The sequence below is a fragment of the Nocardia sp. CY41 genome, assembly GCF_009829325.1.
Lineage (GTDB): Bacteria > Actinomycetota > Actinomycetes > Mycobacteriales > Mycobacteriaceae > Nocardia.
Genome location: NZ_VUOS01000050.1, coordinates 1 through 20,639 on the forward strand (window position 1 = coordinate 1; position 20,639 = coordinate 20,639).

Annotated in this window: 15 protein-coding genes and 9 pseudogenes; 10 read left to right on the forward strand and 14 right to left on the reverse strand. The window is 62.7% G+C overall.

Annotated features, from left to right (window positions below):
* Positions 1-192, reverse strand: a pseudogene (locus GVY64_RS34570) (IS256 family transposase); the annotation flags it as partial.
* A gap of 118 nt (positions 193-310) precedes the next feature.
* On the opposite strand from GVY64_RS34570, the gene GVY64_RS34575 reads away from it, so the two are divergent.
* Together GVY64_RS34575 and GVY64_RS34580 are read left to right on the forward strand one after the other, a co-directional pair.
* Positions 311-1,501, forward strand: coding sequence for an FxsB family cyclophane-forming radical SAM/SPASM peptide maturase (locus GVY64_RS34575; RefSeq protein WP_159850553.1), 1,191 nt, complete (start codon positions 311-313; stop codon positions 1,499-1,501).
* A complete protein-coding gene (locus GVY64_RS34580) occupies positions 1,498-2,124 on the forward strand; it encodes a class I SAM-dependent methyltransferase (protein ID WP_159850555.1) in 627 nt (208 codons plus the stop codon). Before GVY64_RS34575 ends, GVY64_RS34580 begins: the two co-directional genes overlap by 4 nt.
* Here GVY64_RS34580 and GVY64_RS34585 read toward each other — a convergent pair.
* The 4 genes from GVY64_RS34585 to GVY64_RS34600 all read right to left on the reverse strand — a co-directional run bounded on the left by GVY64_RS34585 (position 2,084) and on the right by GVY64_RS34600 (position 6,693).
* Positions 2,084-3,166, reverse strand: coding sequence for a tetratricopeptide repeat protein (locus GVY64_RS34585; protein WP_159850557.1), 1,083 nt, complete (start codon positions 3,164-3,166; stop codon positions 2,084-2,086). The two genes, GVY64_RS34580 and GVY64_RS34585, sit on opposite strands and share 41 nt — an antisense overlap.
* Before the next feature lie 54 nt (positions 3,167-3,220).
* On the reverse strand, positions 3,221-3,409 hold the full coding sequence (locus GVY64_RS34590) for a hypothetical protein (protein WP_159850559.1): 189 nt from the start codon (positions 3,407-3,409) through the stop codon (positions 3,221-3,223).
* A 243-nt stretch (positions 3,410-3,652) separates the two neighbouring features.
* Positions 3,653-5,446, reverse strand: coding sequence for an HEXXH motif domain-containing protein (locus GVY64_RS34595; RefSeq protein ID WP_159850561.1), 1,794 nt, complete (start codon positions 5,444-5,446; stop codon positions 3,653-3,655).
* The gene (locus tag GVY64_RS34600; protein WP_159850563.1) at positions 5,446-6,693 is read right to left on the reverse strand and encodes an MFS transporter; all 1,248 of its coding nucleotides are present in this window, start codon (positions 6,691-6,693) and stop codon (positions 5,446-5,448) included. The genes GVY64_RS34595 and GVY64_RS34600 overlap by 1 nt, the downstream gene beginning before the upstream one ends.
* Positions 6,694-7,398: 705 nt before the next feature.
* Here GVY64_RS34600 and GVY64_RS34605 point away from each other — a divergent pair.
* From GVY64_RS34605 to GVY64_RS39285, 4 genes and pseudogenes are all read left to right on the forward strand, one after another.
* Positions 7,399-7,674, forward strand: a pseudogene (locus tag GVY64_RS34605) (recombinase family protein); the annotation flags it as partial.
* 86 nt (positions 7,675-7,760) lie between these two features.
* A pseudogene (locus GVY64_RS34610) lies at positions 7,761-8,164 on the forward strand (transposase); the annotation flags it as partial.
* A gap of 628 nt (positions 8,165-8,792) precedes the next feature.
* A pseudogene (locus GVY64_RS39280) lies at positions 8,793-9,005 on the forward strand (helix-turn-helix domain-containing protein); the annotation flags it as partial.
* 67 nt (positions 9,006-9,072) lie between these two features.
* The gene (locus tag GVY64_RS39285; protein ID WP_159850565.1) at positions 9,073-9,432 is read left to right on the forward strand and encodes an IS3 family transposase; all 360 of its coding nucleotides are present in this window, start codon (positions 9,073-9,075) and stop codon (positions 9,430-9,432) included.
* Here the strand turns inward: GVY64_RS39285 and GVY64_RS38305 are convergent.
* Positions 9,416-10,332 (reverse strand): annotated as a pseudogene (locus tag GVY64_RS38305) (IS30 family transposase); the annotation flags it as partial. The gene GVY64_RS39285 and the pseudogene GVY64_RS38305 sit on opposite strands and share 17 nt — an antisense overlap.
* 2,030 nt (positions 10,333-12,362) lie before the next feature.
* On the opposite strand from GVY64_RS38305, the gene GVY64_RS39290 reads away from it, so the two are divergent.
* The 4 genes and pseudogenes from GVY64_RS39290 to GVY64_RS34650 all read left to right on the forward strand — a co-directional run.
* Positions 12,363-12,740 carry a helix-turn-helix domain-containing protein gene (locus GVY64_RS39290; RefSeq protein WP_442939676.1) on the forward strand — a complete coding sequence of 126 codons (378 nt, stop codon included), beginning with the start codon at positions 12,363-12,365 and terminating at the stop codon, positions 12,738-12,740.
* Between the two features lie 265 nt (positions 12,741-13,005).
* Entirely contained in the window at positions 13,006-14,244 is a 1,239-nt protein-coding gene (locus GVY64_RS34640; RefSeq protein WP_159850579.1) for a cytochrome P450, read from the forward strand.
* A gap of 194 nt (positions 14,245-14,438) precedes the next feature.
* Positions 14,439-15,464 (forward strand): IS481 family transposase, encoded by a 1,026-nt coding sequence (locus GVY64_RS34645; RefSeq protein ID WP_159850573.1) that lies wholly within the window; start codon positions 14,439-14,441, stop codon positions 15,462-15,464.
* Between the two features lie 23 nt (positions 15,465-15,487).
* A pseudogene (locus GVY64_RS34650) lies at positions 15,488-15,637 on the forward strand (IS256 family transposase); the annotation flags it as partial.
* A gap of 53 nt (positions 15,638-15,690) precedes the next feature.
* Here GVY64_RS34650 and GVY64_RS34655 read toward each other — a convergent pair.
* The 8 genes and pseudogenes from GVY64_RS34655 to GVY64_RS34670 all read right to left on the reverse strand — a co-directional run bounded on the left by GVY64_RS34655 (position 15,691) and on the right by GVY64_RS34670 (position 20,483).
* Positions 15,691-16,931: pseudogene (locus tag GVY64_RS34655) on the reverse strand (IS256 family transposase).
* A gap of 493 nt (positions 16,932-17,424) precedes the next feature.
* Positions 17,425-17,628 (reverse strand): annotated as a pseudogene (locus tag GVY64_RS34660) (IS3 family transposase); the annotation flags it as partial.
* Positions 17,619-18,205, reverse strand: a pseudogene (locus GVY64_RS39295) (Tn3 family transposase). The pseudogenes GVY64_RS34660 and GVY64_RS39295, both read right to left, overlap by 10 nt.
* On the reverse strand, positions 18,201-18,461 hold the full coding sequence (locus GVY64_RS39300; RefSeq protein WP_236567486.1) for a hypothetical protein: 261 nt from the start codon (positions 18,459-18,461) through the stop codon (positions 18,201-18,203). The pseudogene GVY64_RS39295 and the gene GVY64_RS39300 overlap by 5 nt, the downstream one beginning before the upstream one ends.
* Positions 18,452-18,853 (reverse strand): hypothetical protein, encoded by a 402-nt coding sequence (locus GVY64_RS39305; protein WP_236567487.1) that lies wholly within the window; start codon positions 18,851-18,853, stop codon positions 18,452-18,454. The genes GVY64_RS39300 and GVY64_RS39305 overlap by 10 nt, the downstream gene beginning before the upstream one ends.
* Positions 18,854-19,043: 190 nt before the next feature.
* Positions 19,044-19,409 (reverse strand): hypothetical protein, encoded by a 366-nt coding sequence (locus GVY64_RS39310; RefSeq protein WP_236567488.1) that lies wholly within the window; start codon positions 19,407-19,409, stop codon positions 19,044-19,046.
* Positions 19,410-19,499: 90 nt separating this feature from the next.
* Complete coding sequence (locus GVY64_RS39315) at positions 19,500-19,757, reverse strand: DUF4158 domain-containing protein (protein ID WP_236567489.1); 258 nt, start codon at positions 19,755-19,757, stop codon at positions 19,500-19,502.
* Between the two features lie 171 nt (positions 19,758-19,928).
* Positions 19,929-20,483, reverse strand: coding sequence for a hypothetical protein (locus GVY64_RS34670; protein WP_159850577.1), 555 nt, complete (start codon positions 20,481-20,483; stop codon positions 19,929-19,931).
* Between the last annotated feature and the right edge of the window lie 156 nt (positions 20,484-20,639).

Below are 20,639 nucleotides of genomic sequence, written 5' to 3' on the forward strand. Positions count from 1 at the left end.
ATCCCAGGTGCTCGGTCATCTCCTCGTTCAACGCCGTCTCGAGAACGGTCTTGGTGAACTGTTTGAGCAGCCCGTTCGGCCCGGTCAGGGACAAGCCTTGTTCCTTGCCATCCGCACCAACCCCGCCGCCGCCAGCTGTTCGGCCGACGCCTCGGCCTTCTCCCTCGCCACGGCACCAAGTGTCGTCATCACGGCACCCTCCCGCTGAACATCCAGTCAGCGAACCAGGCCAGAAGCAACCATAAATCCACAGTCCCCGGAACCCCTGATAGTGGGAATACCCCAGTTCTGCGTGCGTTAGCGTTGTGGGATGGCACCACAGTGGCCCGAGGTGGGGTTGGATGTCGAGCAGTTGCGGACACAGGGGTTCGCGGCGTTGCCGTTTCGTGAGTTCGTGGTCAAAATACACAGCCGGTGCAATTTGGCGTGTGACTACTGCTACGTGTACGAGTCGGCCGATCAAAGCTGGCGTGAACAGCCGAAAACCATGGCGCACGAGGTTTTCCGCCGTTCTTGTGGCATGATCGCCGAGCACGCACAGAGGTTCGGCGTACCGCAGGTCAGCTTGGTGTTCCATGGCGGTGAACCGCTCATGGTCGGTCATCGCCGGCTGGAGACTTACGCCACTGATGCGCGGCGTATCATCGAGCCGGTCGCTGCGGTGAAGTTGGGTATGCAGACCAATGCCGTGCTGCTGGACGACGAGTTCCTGCGCATCTGTGACGCACTCGATATCCGTTTGGGCGTCAGCATCGATGGTGATCGAATCGCCCATGACCGGCACCGCAAGGACCGCAGAGGCGTGGGTAGTCATGCCCGCGTCGTCGCGGGGCTCGAACGCTTGACCGCCGCGCCGCGGCGGCTCTTTTCCGGGTTGTTGTGCACCGTCGATGTCGCCAACGATCCGGTCGAGACCTACGAGGCTCTGCTGGCTTTCTCTCCGCCGGTGATCGACTTTCTATTGCCGCACGGCAATTGGACCGCGCCGCCGCCGCGCTTGCCGCTGGACGGGTCGGCGACGCCGTATGCGGATTGGTTGATCTCGATTTTCGACCGCTGGTATCACGCGCCCGTTGTGGAGACGCACATCCGGCTGTTCGACAGCGTACTCGAGCTGCTTTTGGGCGGGTTGGGCGGTTGTGAGTCGGTCGGTCTGGCGCCGATGCAGCTGGCCGTGTTCGAGACCGACGGTAGGCTCGAACAGGTGGACGAACTCAAGTCCGCTTATCATGGCGCGGCCCGTATGGTGCTGTCGTACAAAGGTAATCTGCTCGACGAAGCGGTGGATCTGCCGGCCGTGGTCGCCAGGCAGATCGGCATCGAAGCTCTGAGCGAAGCGTGCCGTGGCTGTCCGGTGCACACGGTATGCGGCGGCGGTCACTATGTGCACCGCTATCATCCGGGTACGGGTTTTCTCAATCCTTCGGTCTACTGCGCCGACCTGTTGAAGCTGATCACCCACATCGCTGCGTCCGTGCGAGCGGACCTGGAGTCCGCGTGACCGACAACGACTCGGCGGCTCAGTGGGATCGGCAGTATCTGCAATCACCGCCTTGGGTCATCGACGAACCGCAACCGACCGTCGTCGAGTTGACCCGGGCCGGCACAATCCGGGGCAAGGTGCTCGATGTCGGCTGTGGGAGCGGCGACAACGCGCTGTTTCTGGCCGAATCCGGGTGTGAGGTGTTGGGGGTCGATGTCTCCGCTCACGCGGTAACCCTCGCCCAGAGGCTCGCGGTACGGCGGAAATTGTCGCAGGCACGGTTTTTGGTGGCCGATGTCCTGCACATCGATCCGGAGCCTCGATACGACACGGTGCTCGACAGCGCGCTGTTCCATACCTTCGATACCGTAGCCCGTGCCCGTTACATCGAGTGGCTCGGCGCGGTGTGCCGCGTCGGTGGCACGGTCGTGGTGTTGTGTCTCGGCGCGAACATGAACACCGCGTTGACCGAGGCGTTCGAGTATCGGGCCGGTTGGGAGCTCGAAGCGCTGCGCGTTGCCCGCTACCGCGGCCGGGTCACTGCGGCTATCGCGGCGCGGGCGCAGGCCAAGGGCTGGCCCGGGAGCGGTTTGGTGGACGTCAAGGCCTGGCTGGCGGTCGCCCACCGGATTCGAGCATGACTGAGCGAGCGCGCGCATACTGAGTGCACGGTGCGCCCAGTTCGGCGGCTCGGGAGAATTGGGCTAGGGCCCGCTCGAACTGACCGATGTCGGTCAGGAAGTCGCCCAACCGTACGTGCGTCATCGAGCTGTGGGGGTCGAGTTCTACTGCCTCGCAGAAGTAGGACTCGGCGCGGTCGAGGTCGCCTGAGGTCCACGCCGCGCGTCCGCGCGTGTCCAGCACCGTCTGCAGATTCTCCTGCGCCGCCAACAGTCGGTCCGGGCTCGCCGCACCGACAGCGTTGCGAGCACAGTCCTCGGCCCGCTCCAGCAGCGATGCCGTACCACGATAGTCGTGTGCCAGGAAGGACAGCAGACTCATGCCCCGCCAGTAAGCGCTGCCCAGCACTCCACCCATTGCGGACGTCGGGACCGTGTCCGCGAGATTCTTTGCCGCGGACTGCCACCGCGTGCATTGCGCACCGAGCCCCTCGGTCCGCGCGTAATGTACCGTCAGGTTGATCGCGGCCGAAAGCCTCGCGGCGGGTGAAAGGCTTTCATCCGCCGCCTTCTGCTCGGCCAGCCAGGCGATCCGGTGATTCGCTCGTTGCGTGTCGCCTCCCGTGCGGAGTTGCGCCAATGCGCTCAGATGCGCCATCGGCCGCGACGTTGCGGGCACTGTCATGCGCGCATCTCCCGCGAGATCCGCGACGATTTGCCAGAAGCCGAGCTTGGCCACGATCTGTACCGTGCGCAAGCGGGTCTGGGCGGGCAGGTCCTCCCAGGCATCGAGGTTCTCGCACAGGCACTGCCACGGCGGAGTGCGTTCGTCGGGCGGCAGCGTGCGGGGGTCTTCCAGGTAGGGCAGCTTCTGGGCATCCAGGGAGATCAGTACCCGCAGGTCGGCCGAGGTTACGGTCTGATAGGACGGTAACGCCTCGCCCACGGTGAATCGGTAACCGAGGTCGGCCACGATTTGTGCCTGCAGCGGACCGTGGGTGCTGGACAGGTCGAGGTAGGCAGCGAGCGGGTGTTGGGGGAGTCGCGATTGATCCGGTGTCACGGTCTCGGTGGGTCTGTGCGCCTGCGAAAACCGGTTCGCAGGCGCGACAGGCGGCTACTGGTCGAACAGGTCCCCGTCGATGAACGAGCAAAAGCCCTGAAGCATCGACCCGCTTATGGCGGAGGAGTTGTGAATCCGTTCGATGGCCCGGCGCAGCGCGGGCGATGCCTCTTGCTGCATGCGCTGGAACTCTGCATTCTCGAGCTCCGCCAACGACGGCAACGGGGCAAGGGGGTGATCCATGAAAGCTCCTTGGTTAGGTGCACGAGGCGGTCTACGCCATCTGGCCTTGGTCGTGGACATGGGCATCGGGTCGCCTGCAGGGCGACACGATATCGAGCGCCCATCTCGACATGACTCAACCGAATGCCGGGCCTTGTCGAGATCGGCAAGTTACCAGCGTTCGGAGGAGTCGAGCGACCGATAGGCTCGTCTGGCAGAGCAACCAGTCCATTGTATGAAACGAGCTCTGTGCTTTCTGTTTAATTACTCTTCTGTGTCACACCCTCCTCCCGCCATGGCGAAACGCTTTGCCAGGTTCGCGATCTGTGCTGGTTCGGTGACAGACAAGGCACGGCATACGTGCGCCAGAACATCGGTGTGTTCACGAAGCGCCGTGAAGTCCGTATCCGGATAAAGATGCGGAAGAGTGATCGCCAGCCCCGCCCACAGCTGTGGGCGAACTGGATCGTGGGCCAACTCTGCCGTATACAGCCTCGCTGCTTCCGACAGTTTGCCGGCCGCGCGGGGATCGTCTCCGACCGGCCGCTCGCTCAACCGCGGCCCATGCGACCTACCGGACGCAACCGCGGCCATCTGGGCGGTGAGCGCAAGCCGACGATGATGTTCCGGGATACGGTCCTGTTCGGCTGGCACGGATTCGGGAATCGAGTCGACTTCTTCGTTGTTTCGCAGTGAGGTGGCCAACGCATCGACGGCCTCGGGATTCGGGACTCGGTTGCGGACGAGCCAAAACGCCCGATGGGCAGCGGACGATTCTGCGACGAGAGATTCGGCGTCATGACCGACCTCCTCGGCGTACCACGGCTGCATCGCCGCTTCCAAACGGCGGAAGAAACGTTCGCCGTCGGCCGTGAGCAGCCCAGAAGCGAAGACCTGATCGAGCGCAGTCTTCAACTGAGAACGTCGCAGAGCGAAGGAGATACGTGAGCCGACCGTACGGTGGCACATGCTGTGTCGATGCACCCGCCAGAAATCGGCGACCCCGAAGAACGCATAGATTCCATGGAGCAGACCGTAGACAGGGCGCGGGTCGTCGCGCCACGGTGCATAGAAACGGCATTCGGGATCAGCAAGAAAAAGGTTGTGCACGTCGGTCAGCAGCGTGAATTTGGTGTGCTGTATCTCGTGCACGAGAGTTTCGGCGAGTTGGCACGGGTCCGCTGCGGCGGTGGTGTAGACACAGCCCTGACCGGTGACCGAGCTGTGGCTGGTGCCGTCCTGGCGCGGCTGCACACTCAACGGCGCGACCACGCGCAGGCATTCCCGCATCGCTGCCCAGTAGTCGGGAAGTGTATTGCTGATGAGCTCGATCGCGGCGTGTGTGTTGTCCTTCCATCGTCTGGTCTGGGCCTCGGTCAGACCAGACGATGGAAGGACGTGGGACGATATATCGCGGAACGGGTCGACGTCGTCAAGCAGCACATCCCCCTTACCCGCCCGAATACGCCTCAAAATCTTCCACTCGCCTGCGGAGCGGTCCGTAGAGGTGACGATCACCACTGTGTTGCCGTCTGCTGATTCCAGCACCCATTCCTTGCCGGCACGCCGGCTCAACCGGGCGTGACAGAACTCGTCGTCGGCTCCGATACTGGCTACTCCCAGCCCCGGAAGTGCAACCACACCGCGCCGCACCACCAGCAGCATAGAGCCGCTGTCCCGGCAGGCGATCACTCCGGACGCAGCCAACCAACCCAGATAGCCACAGTCCGCCCACAGTGGGATGCCGGACGGCTCATCTGGTTCGGTCGTAATGCGCTGCAACGTACGGGCCAGCCAGGTACCGAGATGAGGGTGGCCGAGAAGGTTCTCGAACAGTGCGGGATCCTCTCGCTGCAGCTCGCATAGGACTTGGTACGCCTCGCTCAATCCGGCAGGCTCGAGGTCGGGCCGACGCCCTGCGGCGACCAGCATTGCGAGCAGCGCCGCACGCGTCCGCAACATCGAGGACCACAATCCCGCGACAGCTACCGGAGTACCGATGCCGTCGGAGAGCGCCAGTACCGTTGATGAGATGTCTGATTCGATCGAGGCGGACATTACTGAATTCTAAGTCCCGAGATGGTGCGCACTTCCCGCTGCTGATGAATATCTATCATGGTGCCGCACAACGCCGATGCCGCCATGAGCGCAAGCGCGACCACCGAAGTGCCCCAGGTCCCGAACCCGCGTAGCAGATAGCCCGCGATGGGAGCTCCGAGCGCTGCTCCGGCGGTGGTTACCAGGATGACGCCGGCGGTCGCTCGGCCCAGTGTGTCGTCCGGGACACGTTCCAACCGGTACATCGCCAGGGCGACGTTGTTTACGATGCCTACCACGCCGATGCCGCCCCAGCAGGCCGAGAGCGCAATGGGGTTGGCAGTGAAGGTGAGTGGGATGAGTAGTGCTGTCCAGCTCCATAGCGCGGTCCGGTACACCTGCTGCGTCGCCACCCTGCCCACCAGTCGCGACGCCACCCACGCCGCGGGCACACCGACCAGGCCGGTCGCCGCCAGGACCACCCCGACCATCCATACAGGCTGCCCGTCTTCTTGCAGTCCGACCATGATCTGCAGCAACGTGATCTGCACCACAACATTCGATACGGCGATCACCGGAGTAGTGCTGCGCAGGAACGGATCTCGCCACACCACCCGTAGGCCTGCAACCACGCGCCCGGCCAGGGCTCTTACGCCGCGGTCGACGTGGTCACGAGGCGGCGGAGTCGGCGTCCCGATCCGCAGCTCGCGCAGCGTCACCAAACAGATCACGCTCGTCACCGCGTCTATGGCGAACGGTAGCCAGCGGGCGATACCGAGCAGCGCCGTGCCGGTTCCTCGGCCGATCAGGATCGCCAGTGGCTGTAGCGCTTCCAGCATCGACATCGCGGTGGGCCGCTGCGCAACCGGCACCACATCCCGCGCCGCGCCGAACTCGCTCGCGCCGTAGAACACTCCCGTCGACGTCTCTACAAACGCCGCCACGTATAGGACCCATACCCACTGCGAATCCGGTTGTATCGCGAATACGCAGGCCGCCGCGGCCGCGGCCGCGGCGACCACCTGGCAGCGAACAAGCACCCGCCTCCGATCGCCGTAGTCGGCCACAACACCCGCCGGAAGCGGAAACAACATCCCCGGAGCGTTAACCGCGAAGCCGATCCAACCTGCATGCACCGGCGACCCGGTCAACGCCAAAACCAGCAACGGATAGGCGATCCGCGCCCCGTGAACCCCGATCAACGACACGGCATTGCCCGACCACAACAGCAAAAAATTCCGATTGGTACGGATCGTCTCGGTGCCCACAGCACCTACTGTCTCGTTCATCATGGCTTCTTCTGGATGCGCTAGACGTTGTACCGGTCATCGATAGGCGCACAGGGTATTTTCGGCCTGTCCGGTGGCGCAACCCCGAAGACGATCTGCCCGGCGATTTCGAATCTCCTGCCCGCTCTGCTACGCAGCGATCCGGCAGCTGCCGGGTTCGGCCGAGGTTTGCCGACGGGCTGCAGCAATGGATAAGCGATGCGCTCACGCGATCGGACTGCGGTCCGGTCGGGGGTACGGTGGGCAGAGTCGGGTCGACGCAAGGCCGCGCGGAGCCGTGGGTCGGCGTGCCGAAGCCGGACAGGCCGCCCCGAGCCGAGACACCTGGATAAGACCCGAACGTAGACCGCTGGCCCGAAACCACCGGATCCGGGACGGCCGAATCCGTCGGTGACCCACCCTCGGCCGCTTGGGCGGGTGGCCTCGGTTCGCGTGATGTGGGTGCGCACATGGCATGGTCCCGGAATTCCGAAGCCGGCCCGAGCCGCAAAGTGGCCTCGTGTCGGGCCAGCAGGTCTTCGGTTACCGAGGCGGGTCGAAGGGTGTCGGTCCGACCTCCCCCAGCACTACGTCCGTGACCGGGCCGAAAAGCGTCAGAATGGGGTCCATTCTTCTATGTCTGGGGGTATGTCCGCCTGAGTCTTGGACTTCAACTCGACATATCGAGTCTCGGAGGGATCTGCTATGCGTGTGGGGTATATCAGGGTGAGTACGGTCGACCAGAACACCGTGCGGCAGCTCGACGGGATCGCCGTCGAACGCACCTTCATCGACACCGCCTCCGGGAAGGACACCGCCCGCCCGTGGCTGGAGGAGCTGATCGGGTTCGTGCGTGACGGTGACAGGGTGATCGTGCACTCCATGGACCGCCTGGCCCGCAACCTGGATGATCTGCGCCGGCTGGTGCGCACCTTGACCGGGAAGGGTGTGCGGGTGGAGTTCGTGAAGGAGGCGCTGACCTCGGTCGTAACATGAGCGCATAGACCGACAGCGTGATGACGAGGCTGCTGAGGACTCCGCTGGCGACTTCCACGGCGAGGTAGCCGCTGAGCCGTGACCTCAAGCCGGTGTACACCGCGCCGACCGAGGCCGCAGCAAAGGAGCGGTTCGGTGAGTTCGCCACAAGGTAGGGGCCACGGTATCCGGCGATCGTCAGATGTGGGAGAACGCGTGGAGTGAGTTCGTGCCCTTTCTCGACTACGACGTCGAGATAAGGCGGGTCATCTGCTCAACCAACGCCATCGAGTCCCTCAACGCCCGCTATCGCAGGGCGGTGCGGGCGCGCGGGCATTTCCCGACCGTGCAGGCAGCACTGAAGTGCCTGTATCTGGTGACCCGCTCGCTGGACCCCACCGGACGCGGCCGGGCACGATGGGCGATGAGGTGGAAGCCCGCACTCAACGCGTTCGCTGTCACCTTCGAAGGCCGGATCACCCCGACCGGAAACTAACCAACACCGGGGTCAGATCCGCCGTTACCCGACAGTCCCCCCGGACAATGTGGCTCGCAGGTCGACGGGGGTGCCGTGGGCGATGCTCAGCGCCAGCCCAGCAACATGTGCAGACCGCACGGGAGCGTATGGCCCACCAGTACGATCGGCCGCGTGACGATAAAGGTAGCGAAGGGCGTCTATCGTCATGTTTGCGATGGCGTACCCGCCGCGGTTGTTTCGACGGTGGCGGTTTTGAGCGCGTGGGCGACTGCGGCGAGGTCTTCTGCACTCCACCGAGAGAGGTCGGCTACTTCGGAAAGTATTGTCTGAGAAGTGGAGCGGGGTCCAGAAGTTGGACACGTAAGTAAGTGTCCATCTTCAGGAGAGCAGGCCGATGTACTCCGGAAGCACGTTGAGTCAGGCCGACGCCGTCTCGGCCGTCGAACTGTTTGAACAAGGCTTCACCGCGAAGTCCGCGTCCTTGTCGCTTGACCTGGCCCCAAACCCCGTTCAAATGTTGTACCAGCGATGGCAACTGAGAGGACGGGACGCGCTGGTGACGAGGGAACGCAGGCAGTACGACTTCGGGACCAAGCTCGAGATCGTGCTCCGTCATGTTTAGGGCTAGTCGGGACGGGCTCTCGCCGAGGAATACGGGCTCCCCTCGCCCAGCGCCGTCGCCAACTGGACGACTACCTATCGACGCGAGGGAGAAGACGGGCTGCGATCGAGGAGACGCGGCCGGCCCCCCGACCGATCGCGGAACCCCTGCACCGCAGAACGAGATCCGAGACGCTGCGCAAAGAGAACGAGCGGTTGCGCGCAGAGGTCGCTTACCTGGGAAAATTGCGGGCCTTGAAGTCACAAGAACGACGCTGAAGGTTCAAGCCGTCGAAGACCTCAAGGCGCAGTACCCGCTGTCGCTCTTGCTGCAGATCGCGCACCTTCCCCGGTCAACGTTCTACGACCACCGGAACAGAATCGCCCGCGCGGATCGGCATGCCGAGCTGAAAGAAGCGATCGGTCAAGCCTTTGAAGAGGCAAGACGCGCATACGGGCACCGGCGCATCCTTGCGATCCTGCTGCGTCGCGGATGGCGGGTCTCGAAGAAGACCGTTCTGAAACTGATGCGCACGCTCGGCCTGCAATGCCCTGTGCGCCGTCGGCGGAGATACAACTCCTTCCGGGGCGAGGTTGGCCAGGCGGCCGACAACGTGCTGAACCGCCAGTTCACCGCAGCGGCCAAGCACACCAAGTGGGTCACCGCTCGCGTGGCAAGTGGATGAGCAATGCGAACCGCGTCGACCGCTCGACAACAGTGCCGACCGCAGAACGGTCCGTACCGATGATGAGGTCGCCTTCCCAGTGGCCGGGCACCGCCCGGTCCTCGGCCTCCGGCGGTCGTTCACGCAGCAGCGTCCGCGCGGTGACGTGCGCTCAGGCCGCACGCTTCGATCGTGCTCGGGGCATCCGGCAGCGACCGCCCGGTGCGCAGGCACAAGATAAACTCACGCTCGAGCGCTCCACGCCCTTCGATATAAAACGCCTGGTAGATCGCTTCATGGCTGATCCGCATCGACAGGTCGTCGGGGTAGTGGATCTTCAGACGCTTGGAGATCTACTCCGGGTTCCACGCCTGCACCCATCGGCGATCAGCGCGATGGGGCTTGTTCCTGCCGGTCCACGCGCCAGTATGGGGGCTGGCCACGGCGGCTCCCTCGGGCCCTGTGATCTGCCCGGCCAATCGCTGCTGGACGTAGTTGCGCAGGCGGGGGGGTTGGTCACCAGTTTGGCGGTCTACGGGTGCCGGGCGAACAACTCGGCTTTCCACTGGGCAACTGACGCGCGATAGTCGAGCTTTCCGCTTCTGGTCGCGGCATTGCGCCGCAGTTCGCGCGAGATACTCGACGGGCTACGCCCCAGCGCCGCAGCGATCTGCCGGACACCGTTGCCTCGGGCGCGCAGCACCGCGATCTCCTCCCGTTCGGCGAACGTCAAGAACCGGCCTGGGGGAGGGCCCCACGAATACGGCGACATCCCGCCAGCATCACGGAACCACCTCGTCCCGACGACCGGCGAGACACCGACCGCCACAGCACATTCCGTCGGCAGATCACCTTCGGCGATCTGGTCCCAGAACGGACGCTCCACCGCTCGTTGGTGCCCGAAATGCCCCGCGACCGCATCGGAGCACGACCCGCGAGCTCCCAGACCCGATTCGACGGCCTTCCCACAACACCCTCCTGACCTCGGATGCTGCTTCCACCAGTTGAACCTGCTCAATACACCTCGGGAAATTCACCGAATCTCTTGCTCCGCACGGGACTCTTGGTATCTATCGGATCGGTCGGTGATGCGTATGACAACGCGTTGGACGAGTCGATCATCAGGCTGTTCAAGACCGAGGTCGTCAACCGGCAAGGGCCGTTCAAAACCTCGCCGAGGTCGAGTACTCGCTCATGGAATGGGTCGACTAGCACAACAACGTCCGACTGCACTCCCGGCTGGACTACCTGACCCCCGCCGAATACGAGAGCGCCTACTACGCTCAACAACCACCACGCCGTCCGGCGCTGGTCTAAACCGGAAGCCCGTCCCGAACCCGTGACGGTTCACTTGCAGGGCCTGGCACACCTCGGCCACATCGTTACCGCCAGCCAGAAGCCGATCAGCCTCAGTCAACTTCCGAACCACCTATTCAGCGGTACGCCGCTTCCGTGTCGCCATCACTTCAATGAGCCTCGCGCCCACCAAGTGGGCTACAAAGACTCCCACCCACCCAGACCTCACCGGAGGGGGCAGGTCCCAGGGACAAGGCAGCGGAAGGCGGTCGCGCCCCTCTCATCTCGTCGCTGAGGTTTGCCATAGCGCGACATCAACACTCTCGAAGCCAGCGTCCAGTTCGAAGGAGCACCACACCAACTCACATCTTCGAGCGCAGCCCTCGCTGACTCCCGCCTGGTTTGACTTGAAGATGCGATCTGCACCATGATGATACTCATGCACCACAGATGCTCCACTGCACCAGGCATGCATCTTACAACCGATGTGACATCAGTTTGCACGGCGCTTCTCGGCTGCCGCATGGGCGCGAAGGCTGCAGTGATCGACTGCCCAGTTAACTGCTGTCCGCCATGTGGAGAAGTCCGCGGGTTGACGTTACGTTGAGTTGGGGATGCACTAAAGAGGCGTATCGTTCTTCGTCGCCATTTCATGGTTGAGCCGGCACGCGTGGATTTACGGTCCAACTGCAAATGTTTTGGGTTTCCTGTTCTTATGGTCTGCCGGCTACGGCAGCCGAAGAAATGACAGGTTCGATGGACTCGCACGGCAACCGCCAGAGAGTGCAGAGATGGCCTCGAACGGAGATCGGCAACAGGGTGCCCATGGTTTTGTCGTGCGGATAGATGTTGCAATTCCGACTCAGGCGCGAGCTCCTCGAACTCCTGAGTCGAATCGTGACTCGTATCTCGTTCAGTCGATGCCAGCTAAAAGACCGCAGCCAGCTAAAAGACCGCAGTAAACTATTCGAAGCCGAAAGAAATTTGAAAGCGTCGGTGAACACAGAGATGGGATAGATGACGACAGGTCTCGTGGGACGATCTCGTCGCGGTGCCGAATCACCCTTCGCGCGAGCCATTGCGAAACTTCACCTCGGCAAGTCGCCCGCGATGTTCGAGCCGCTAAATAAAGTGGAAATTTGTTCATCGTGAGCAGGAAATTGCAAGCACGCCATCCCGAACCGGAGGAATTCCGGTCGCCGCAGGCTACCGGGATTCCACATACTCGACTCACTTCCATGGTCATGCGTAACTATGCAGCACATGGAGGATCTTGTGCCGGCCCCGTTATTCTGCACGCCACCACTGCAGTCCAGGTGGTTTTTGCGTTGGGAAAGACCAACTGCCACTCCATTGGCTTCGTCCGGGGACCGAAAGCTACGCCATCTTTGATGAAATGTTCGTGCACTTCCTCATACCTCGAGGTTTGGCTTCACCCACTTGAAGCTCATAGCTTGCTTGATACTGCCAGTATAGAATCAGCCGGTCGATTGATCGATCTGAACGCTGTGGCCGGAATTCGAGGTCGCGAGCTCGTGGACAGTATCTGCGACGAGCCGACATGGTCCGGCCGATTCCACCTCGTCGATCGCTACCTTCTCGATCGCGTTGGGCGCGGCCGAAGTGCATCCCCACAAATCGTCCACGCCTGGAGAATGCTGGTGGAGGCCGGAGGGGTTGTGCCCATCCGGCAGATCGCCGAAGGCGTGGGGTGGAGTCACAAGCACCTCATTGCTAAATTCACGGAACAGATAGGTCTCCCGCCGAAGATTGCTGCGCGCATCATCCGTTTCGATCGCGCTCGCCGTCAGCTGTGTGAGCAACCGCGATCGATCTTGCGTCGAGTCGCCGCCGATTGCGGCTACTCGGACCAGTCGCACTTCAATCGAGATTTTCGAACTTTCAGTGGGCTTACACCCTCCGAGTACCAAGCCCGGCTTAGATACCACTTGTCGAATCCATATCCGGCCGACAAGAATAATTTCCAACACTTTCATTCAACTGGCCTCAGGCTGTACGCAGATCGGGGTTGACAATGCGGTTCTTAATCAGAGGTCGGCGCGTGTACGGCGAGCCGCACGTTGGCGTTGATAATGCGGTATATCCACAAAGTTTTCGTTGCTGTCGGCGAAATGAGATTATCCTGCGGATGCACGGCATCGCATTCCCGATGGCTGAGCGACCAAGATCAGCTCGGGTGTCGACTACACAGCGATCACGGCCGGGGCTGTTGCGTGATCGCCGCGCGGTAATAGTTGATGGACCGGCGGTTGGGGTGGACACTAACCCCCGATGAGGATGTCTGACAACCCAACCGGTGGCGTGCCACATAGTGCTCCGATCGAAACCGAAGGCCCGCGAATTCCTCTGTATTCCCTGTCCTTTGCGGCCGATCCGCATGCTGCCTATCGCGAGATGCGCGAACAGTACGGGTCATTGGTGCCAGTCGAGCTGGCGCCGAACGTACCCGCCACGCTTGTGATCAGCTACTACATGGCAGTGCGAATTTTCAATGACCCGGGGCACTTCCCAGCGGATCCGCGTACATGGCAGCAGAGTGTTCCGACGGACTGCCCTGTTCTCCCGTTGATGCAGTGGCGGCCGAATGCGCGACGTAACGACGGTGCCGCGCACGAGCGCTATCGGCAGGCCACCATCGCAGGCCTCGACGAAGTCGATCAACACGTCGTACATGACACCGTGGCTAAGATTGCGGTTCCGCTGATCAATGCTTTCTGCGCGAACGGTTCTGCAGATCTCGTCAGTCAGTATGCGTTTCCGGTTGCTTTCGCTGTGCTAAACGCGTTGCTCGGTTGCCCAGACGAAATCGCGCAGCGTGCAGCGACAGGGATGGCCGCTATGTTCGAGGGTGTCGAGGCGGAGCGCGGGAACAGGCTTGTGATGGATGCTCTGCTCGAATTGATCCACCTCAAGCGAATTCAACCTGGCGCTGACGTGACGACGCGGTTGCTGCGACATCCGGCCGGTTTGAGCGATACTGAATTGGTGCACCAGGTCGGCACGATTTACGGGGCAGGTATCGAGCCGCAGCAGAATTTGATCGTCAACACTTTGAGGCTGATTCTTACCGATGAGCGGTTCGGCGGCAGTGTCTTGGGTGGGAGCTTGTCAACCCGCGACGCTCTCGACGAGGTTTTGTTCAACGATCCGCCGATGGCAAACTTTTGCTTCAGCTTCCCAAAACAGCCGATCTTGATCAATGACGTTTGGCTGCCTGCCAACCAACCGGTGGTGATCAGTATGGCTGCGTGCAACACCGACCCTACGATCGGTACGAATCGATACGGAGGCAATCGTGCGCATCTAGCTTTCGGCGGCGGGCCACACGTCTGCCCTGCAAGTTCACTGGCATACCTCATCGCCCAAGACGCCATCGACCAACTGCTCGATGCGTTGCCCGAGATTCGGCTGGCTGTTCCGGCTGATGAGCTGACATGGCGATCTGGTCCATTCCATCGGGCGCTGACCGATCTGCCCGTCATCTTCCCGGTGTCTCCTTCCCTGCCACTGATATAGTAAAAAATAGCAATTCAGGCTACAGCTCCTGATTTAGTTTCCACTTATATCGCAGTGGTTTCGTGATCAGTTAGCTGTTGCGGGTCGTGACGTTGGTGACGCGGTGGGAGTGGTGGTGAGCTGAGGGGCGGTTCTTTCGGCGGCAGGATGTGAAGCGCCAACTCCCACGTCCGCCGCAAGCCGAAAGAACCGCCGTGATTCACCGTAATGCTCCGCTGACCGTCGAGGGCCGCTACCGGCTCGTGCAACGGTGCCAGGTGCGGCCGATCGCTCATGTCGCCGCCGAGATGGGTCTGTCACGCCAGTGTGCGAGCAAGTGGGTCAACAGGTTTCGCCGGTTCGGGGAGCTGGGCCTGCTCGACCGATCCTCGGTGCCGCACCGGTCACCGACAGCGATACCAGCCCAGACGATCGTGCGGATCCAACAGCTGCGGCGTGCGCGCAAATGGTCGGCACGACGCATCGCCACCGAACTGCGCACTGAAGGCACGTCGATCTCGGTACGCACGGTCAGCCGCCACCTGCACCGGCTGGGATTGAACCGGCGGCGGTTTCTCGACCCCGCCGGTGCATCGAACCGGGCACCGCGCCGCATCATCGCGAACCGTCCCGGTCACATGGTGCATATCGACGTCAAGAAGGTCGGACGCATTCCTAACGGCGGCGGCTGGCGGGTGCATGGCAAGGGCTCCGGCCAAGACAAGGCCGTCGCCCGCACGAAGAAAAGCGGCACCCGCACCGGCTACGTGTACCTGCACACCGCGGTCGACGGCTTCTCCCGACTCGCCTACACCGAAGCCCTCCCCGACGAGAAAGCCATCACCGCGATCGGGTTCGTTTTCCGGGCCAGAGCGTTCTTCGCCGCGCACGGCATCAACCACATCCAGCGGATCGTCACCGATAACGGCGCCTGCTACCGGGCGACCGATTTCTCGAAGGTGCTGCTCGGAGCCCGCCATCAGCGCATCACGCCCTACACGCCACGACACAACGGCAAGGTCGAACGCTACCACCGGATCTTGGCCGAGGAATTCCTCTACGCCCGCGAGTGGACCAGCGAAACCCAACGCGCCGACGCCCTGGGGGTCTGGAACATCCACTACAACTACCATCGACCCCACTCCGCCGCCGGAAACCGGCCACCAGCCAGCCGCCTCCACACCGGCGTCACCAACGTCAGGGACTGTGGATCTAACGGTGTTTGCGGCTTGACGCGCTGAACGATGTTCAGCGGGAAGGTGCCGTGATGACGACACTTGGTGCCGTGGCGAGGGAGAAGGCCGAGGCGTCGGCCGAACAGCTGGCGGCGGCGGAGTTGGTGCGGATGGCCAAGGAACAAGGCTTGTCCCTGACCGGGCCGAACGGGCTGCTCAAACAGTTCACCAAGACCGTTCAAGTCCGTGGGCGTGGTGTAAGTGGGGCGGTCACCGGTGATCCTGTTATGGGTCAGGCGGTGAGTGCTGCTGGGGTGGTTTCCTCCTGTTCGTCGGCGTCGGTCGTGGTGGTTGAGCGGGATCGGGCCAGGACGTCGAGTCCGAGGTAGCGGCGGCCTTCGATCCATTCGTCGTGTTGTTCGGCCAGAACGGCACCGACGAGGCGGATGATGGCTTGCCGGTCGGGAAAGATGCCGACGACATCGGTGCGGCGACGGATTTCCTTGTTGAGCCGTTCTTGGGGGTTGTTGGACCAGATCTGGCGCCAGATCTGTTTCGGGAACGCGGTGAACGCCAGCAGGTCCGCTCGCGCGGCGTCAAGGTGGGCGGCGACTTTCGGGAGCTTCTCGGTCAGCGCATCGAGCATCCGATCGTGTTGAGCGGCAACCGATTCGGTGTCGGCTTGGTCGAAGACCGAGTGCAGCAGTGTCCGCACCCACGGCCAGGAGCTTTTCGGGCAGACGCTCATCAGGTTGACGGTGTAGTGGGTGCGGCAATGCTGCCAGGACGCGCCGGGCAGAGTCGCGCCGATGGCGGCAACCAGGCCCGCGTGCGCGTCGGAGGTGACCAACTGCACGCCCGAGAGGCCGCGGGCGAGCAGGTCGCGGAAGAACGCCAGCCAGCCGGCGCCGTCCTCACCGGTGCTGACTTGGATGCCGAGGATTTCGCGATAGCCATCGGCATTGACACCGGTCGCGACCAGGCAGTGCACGTTCACCACACGCCCGTTCTCGCGTACTTTCAGCACCAGTGCGTCGGCGGCGACGAACGTGTACGGGCCCTGGTCGAGGGGGCGGGTCCGGAAAGCCTCGACCTGAGCGTCGAGGTCGCGGGCCATCATCGATACCTGCGATTTCGACAACGAGGTGATGCCGAGGGATTCGACGAGTTTCTCCATCCGGCGGGTCGACACGCCGAGCAGGTAGCAGGTCGCGACCACCGAGGTGAGCGCCCGTTCGGCGCGTTTGCGACGTTGGAGCAGCCAGTCCGGAAAGTAGCTGTCTTGACGGAGTTACGGGATCGCGACGTCGATCGTCCCACACGGGTGTTGAAATCGCGGTGTCGATACCCATTGCGGGAGTTGACCCTGCGCTCGCTGCGTTCGCCGTAATCAGCACCGCACATCGCGTCGGCCTCGGCGCTCATCAGCGACTGCACGAACGTCGACAACATCTCCCGCAGCAGGTCAGGGCTGGTTGCGGCGAGTTGCTCGGCGAACGGCTTGCCCGGGTCGATAGGCTGAATCCTGGTCATCGCGTGACTTCTCCTTCGTTGAGCTTGGCGGTTCAAGAAGGATCACGCGGTGACCGCTCACTATCCGGCTACGACACGCTCATACGGTCGCTGCCAAGTCGCTGGTACACCACTCTGCCGGACACAACTGTTAGAAAGCAGCGGCGACACCCGACGACGAGGATGAACCGAAGCGAGGCGGGAGAGGGAAAGCTTCGCCGAGATGTCTGGCACAGCAACGATCTGAGTAGGAAAGAGGCTCGTCTTCAAGCGTTCGCGCTGCTACGGTCCTGCTCGCAGCACACCAACGTGCGACTACGCGAACTGGCCGGGCGGATCCTCACCGAACTACCGACCGCGGGCGGGCAAGTTCCGACAGCCCCGTTACGCGTCGAGCTGAACCGCATCCTGGCCGGACATCCCCCGCTCCCACAAGGTCTCTCTGGGTGTGAACCGTCACGGGTCTGAAACCAAAGCTGGGCTGTCCTGGGTATCTGTCGCCCGGTTGTGATAATCAGGACACCGATTGTAGGTGCCGGTTGGCCTTCTCGAACTCTGTGGGAGTGAGCCATCCGAGACTGGAATGTCGGCGTTGCCGGTTATGGAAGATCTCTATGTAGTCGAATATCGCGTTGGCCAGCTCGGTGGAGGTCTTCCACTTCTTGCAGTCCAGCAACTCGATTTGCATTCTGCTCCAGAGGAATTCGATCATCGCGTTGACGCTCCTATAGTTGTCAAATCGCTGTGAGGGGTGGTCGTGGCGTGGGACGGAGCAGGCGATAGACCTCGCGGATGACGTAGCGTTTGAGTCCCAATGAGCGCGTGGATGGACTCGCCCTTGTTGAGTTGGCGGGAGATCTTGCGCCGATAATCCGGATCCGACAGGTAACGCGCGGCGTAGATGGCCCGCCGCATCGCGCCGTATTCCTTGAGCGCCGCGGCCAACGCGTTCTGACGGGTCGAGGCGGACAGCTTGCCGACCCACAGCGACGCGGTGGCGTGCCCGAAATCAGTGATCCGGCCAGTCGCAGTAGGTCGTCGTAGTGCTCGGCGATCAGGTCAAGGTTCAGCTTGCGGGTCAGCAGCGGCCCCGCATGCGGGAACCGTGCCTCGGCGGCGGCGCGCGGGCCCGGCCGGTACAGCGTGATCCGGCCAAGGTCCCGGATGCGGGGTGAGAGCTGCATGCCGAGCAGATCGAACGATGTCCATAGGAGATACCGGATGCTTCGGCCATGTTCGTCAGTCCGTGGTTGGTGCAGTGGGCCAAAAGGACCGCGATCAGGTTGCGTTTCAATTCGGGGCTGCTTGCTTGCCGCCGGCGTGGGTGAAGCAGTCCAGGTAGCCGGTGCGTTTGTCCAGCTCGATCAGTAGTGACACGTTCGGCGCGAACGGCAGCATCTCGGTCAGTTCGGCTCTGAGCGCCGTCGCTTCGGACAGGATGTCTTCGGCCGTCAGCGGCGAGATCACCAGATCACCGGCCTCGTCCAGGGCGGACCGGGCCGTCGCCGGTGGCCAGGACCTTCTCCAGCTCGCCGACCGCCTCACCCCCACTCGTCGACGATGGCGGCTAGCGCGTGAGCCGGATCGTCCGGTTGGTCGACCAGACGGCAGAATTCGGCGCGCTGAGGCTCCCACTGTTCGCGGGTGAGTAGATAGGCGCCCGGTCGGCGTAGCGCCGCGACCCGGGGACGAACACGTCCCCGGTGGTAGCCCGTCCCGCAGTCCGACCAGCACACACAGCTCCCAAAAATGCCGGCAGCCACGGCATTGCCGGTCTTGCGGGCCTGCTCCAGATATCCACGCCACTTGGTCGGCACGAACCCGGTCGGCGCCTCGTCGAACACCTTCCGGCGGCCGGTCGCGTTCAGCTTGCGCAACATGTCCACCGCGACCAGCAGCTCCGTCGCCGAGGTGCCGCCGACGAACCGCACCGCCGACAACACCGCCGGAGTGAACCGCCGCAGATACGATACAACGCATCCAGGGCAGCCAGGTGCCCGTGATCACGCGGCAGCCGCGGCCGGGCCTGGGCGATCGCGGCACGCAGCCGCTCCCACCCGATGCCCTCGCCCCGGATCAACCCTCCGATGTCCTCATTCAGGTATCTGCGGGTCGGTGAGAATCGTGAGCAGATCATCCAGCAGCGCCTGCCGGTCCTCTCCGGTCGTGCCCCCGCTCGGCGAGTTCGTTTTTCATCCGGTTCTCAGCGGTACTGAACTTCGCCGACAGCGCCTGATCGAACAGTGCCACCACCTCATCGAGCACATCGACCGCCGATTGCGCCACCACCGTCAACAGGATCGGATACCGCCGTTGCGGATCGCGGCGTTCCAGTGCCTGCGCGGTCAGCCGCCGCCCCAGCGTCACCAGGAACCGGCGACGTTCCGCCGGAAGCACCGACATGTCCAGGCTGTCCGCGCCCAAGTCACGCAGGAAACCCAGCTTCTCGACCTCGTTGCGCACCGCGGCCGCCGACGCCTCCACCGGGCCGGTCGACAATCATCGCAGCCGAGACATCCCGATCTACACCTCCCCAGCAACCCGTCCAGCTCCACGCAGTGCTGCGCGGTCAGCTGGTGCGATAGCCGGTCATAGGTCTCGCGCTGTGCCTGCTCGCGGGCTTGCACGACCCTGCGGACAACAGTGTCCGGGCTCCGCCGGACCACCCTGGCCGATAGCATACTCACACCCCCGCCGGAACAACAGCATCGGTGAATCGCGCTCCATCGCCCGCGCCAACAAGAATTCGTCCAACTCCTTCAACTCTATCGAACCCGCCAGCCGCCAGCCCAGGAACTGTGCGACCAGCCGCAGATGCTCGGTGCGGGTTGGGCTCGCTTGCCGCACGAACGGATCAGCGACGCATCAACTTTTAGCTGCTCGGCCCGGGCGCTGGTTCACACCCCAGGTCGACAAATATTCCCAAGTCACCGTCCGCACCAACCGATATGCGGTGCCGGTGCGATCGATCGCCGCCAGGTCCGGGTGCTGCTGCACGCCAAGCCAGGTCCAGCGCAGCTACCGGAGGGATTCCCAATCATCCCACTCTTTGCGATACATCGGATAATAGGCATCGTACCACCCGCCACTGAACATCGTTTCGGAAATGTCACGGCGCACTTGCTGGCGACTTGGGAGGACGCCGTAAGGGTATTCCAACCCGGTATAGTAATGATACTGCCTCAGGGACTCGAAACTACCGAGGAGAGGTAGTGGCGCCGCGGCATCAGAGTTTTCAAGAATCTCCCTCACTACCCCAAATCTGAATATTTGCGCATCCGCCTCATCCAAAAATCGTTCCCTGAGGGCAGCGTCTATCCACTCCTCCCTTGTCATATCTTCCGTCGGGGGTTCAATCTCGATCTTCCACCCTTTGCTGGCATGGCCTATCTCATGGGCAAGCACACCCACCAGTTTTTGCGGATCACTTTTCAGGTCCTCGTCGAGGATGATTTCCTTTGCATCCACGTAGGTTAGACCTGTGTTGCGGTGGCCGCGGTGGATGGTTGAATCTCTATCCTCGTCCAATTCGCCGAATTCGATCCGCCACCCGTCCTTCAGAATCTTATCCATTGTCCTCTGCAATAGCGGAGAAGCTGCGATAAGAGCGCCTATCAGGTTCGGTTGCGGAGTCTTCGCCAGCAGATGAGGGCGGCGGCGAGGTCGAGGAATCCTTGGTGGATGTCGGTGCGTCGTTCCCAGCGGGTGGCCAGGCGGCGGTACTGGTGT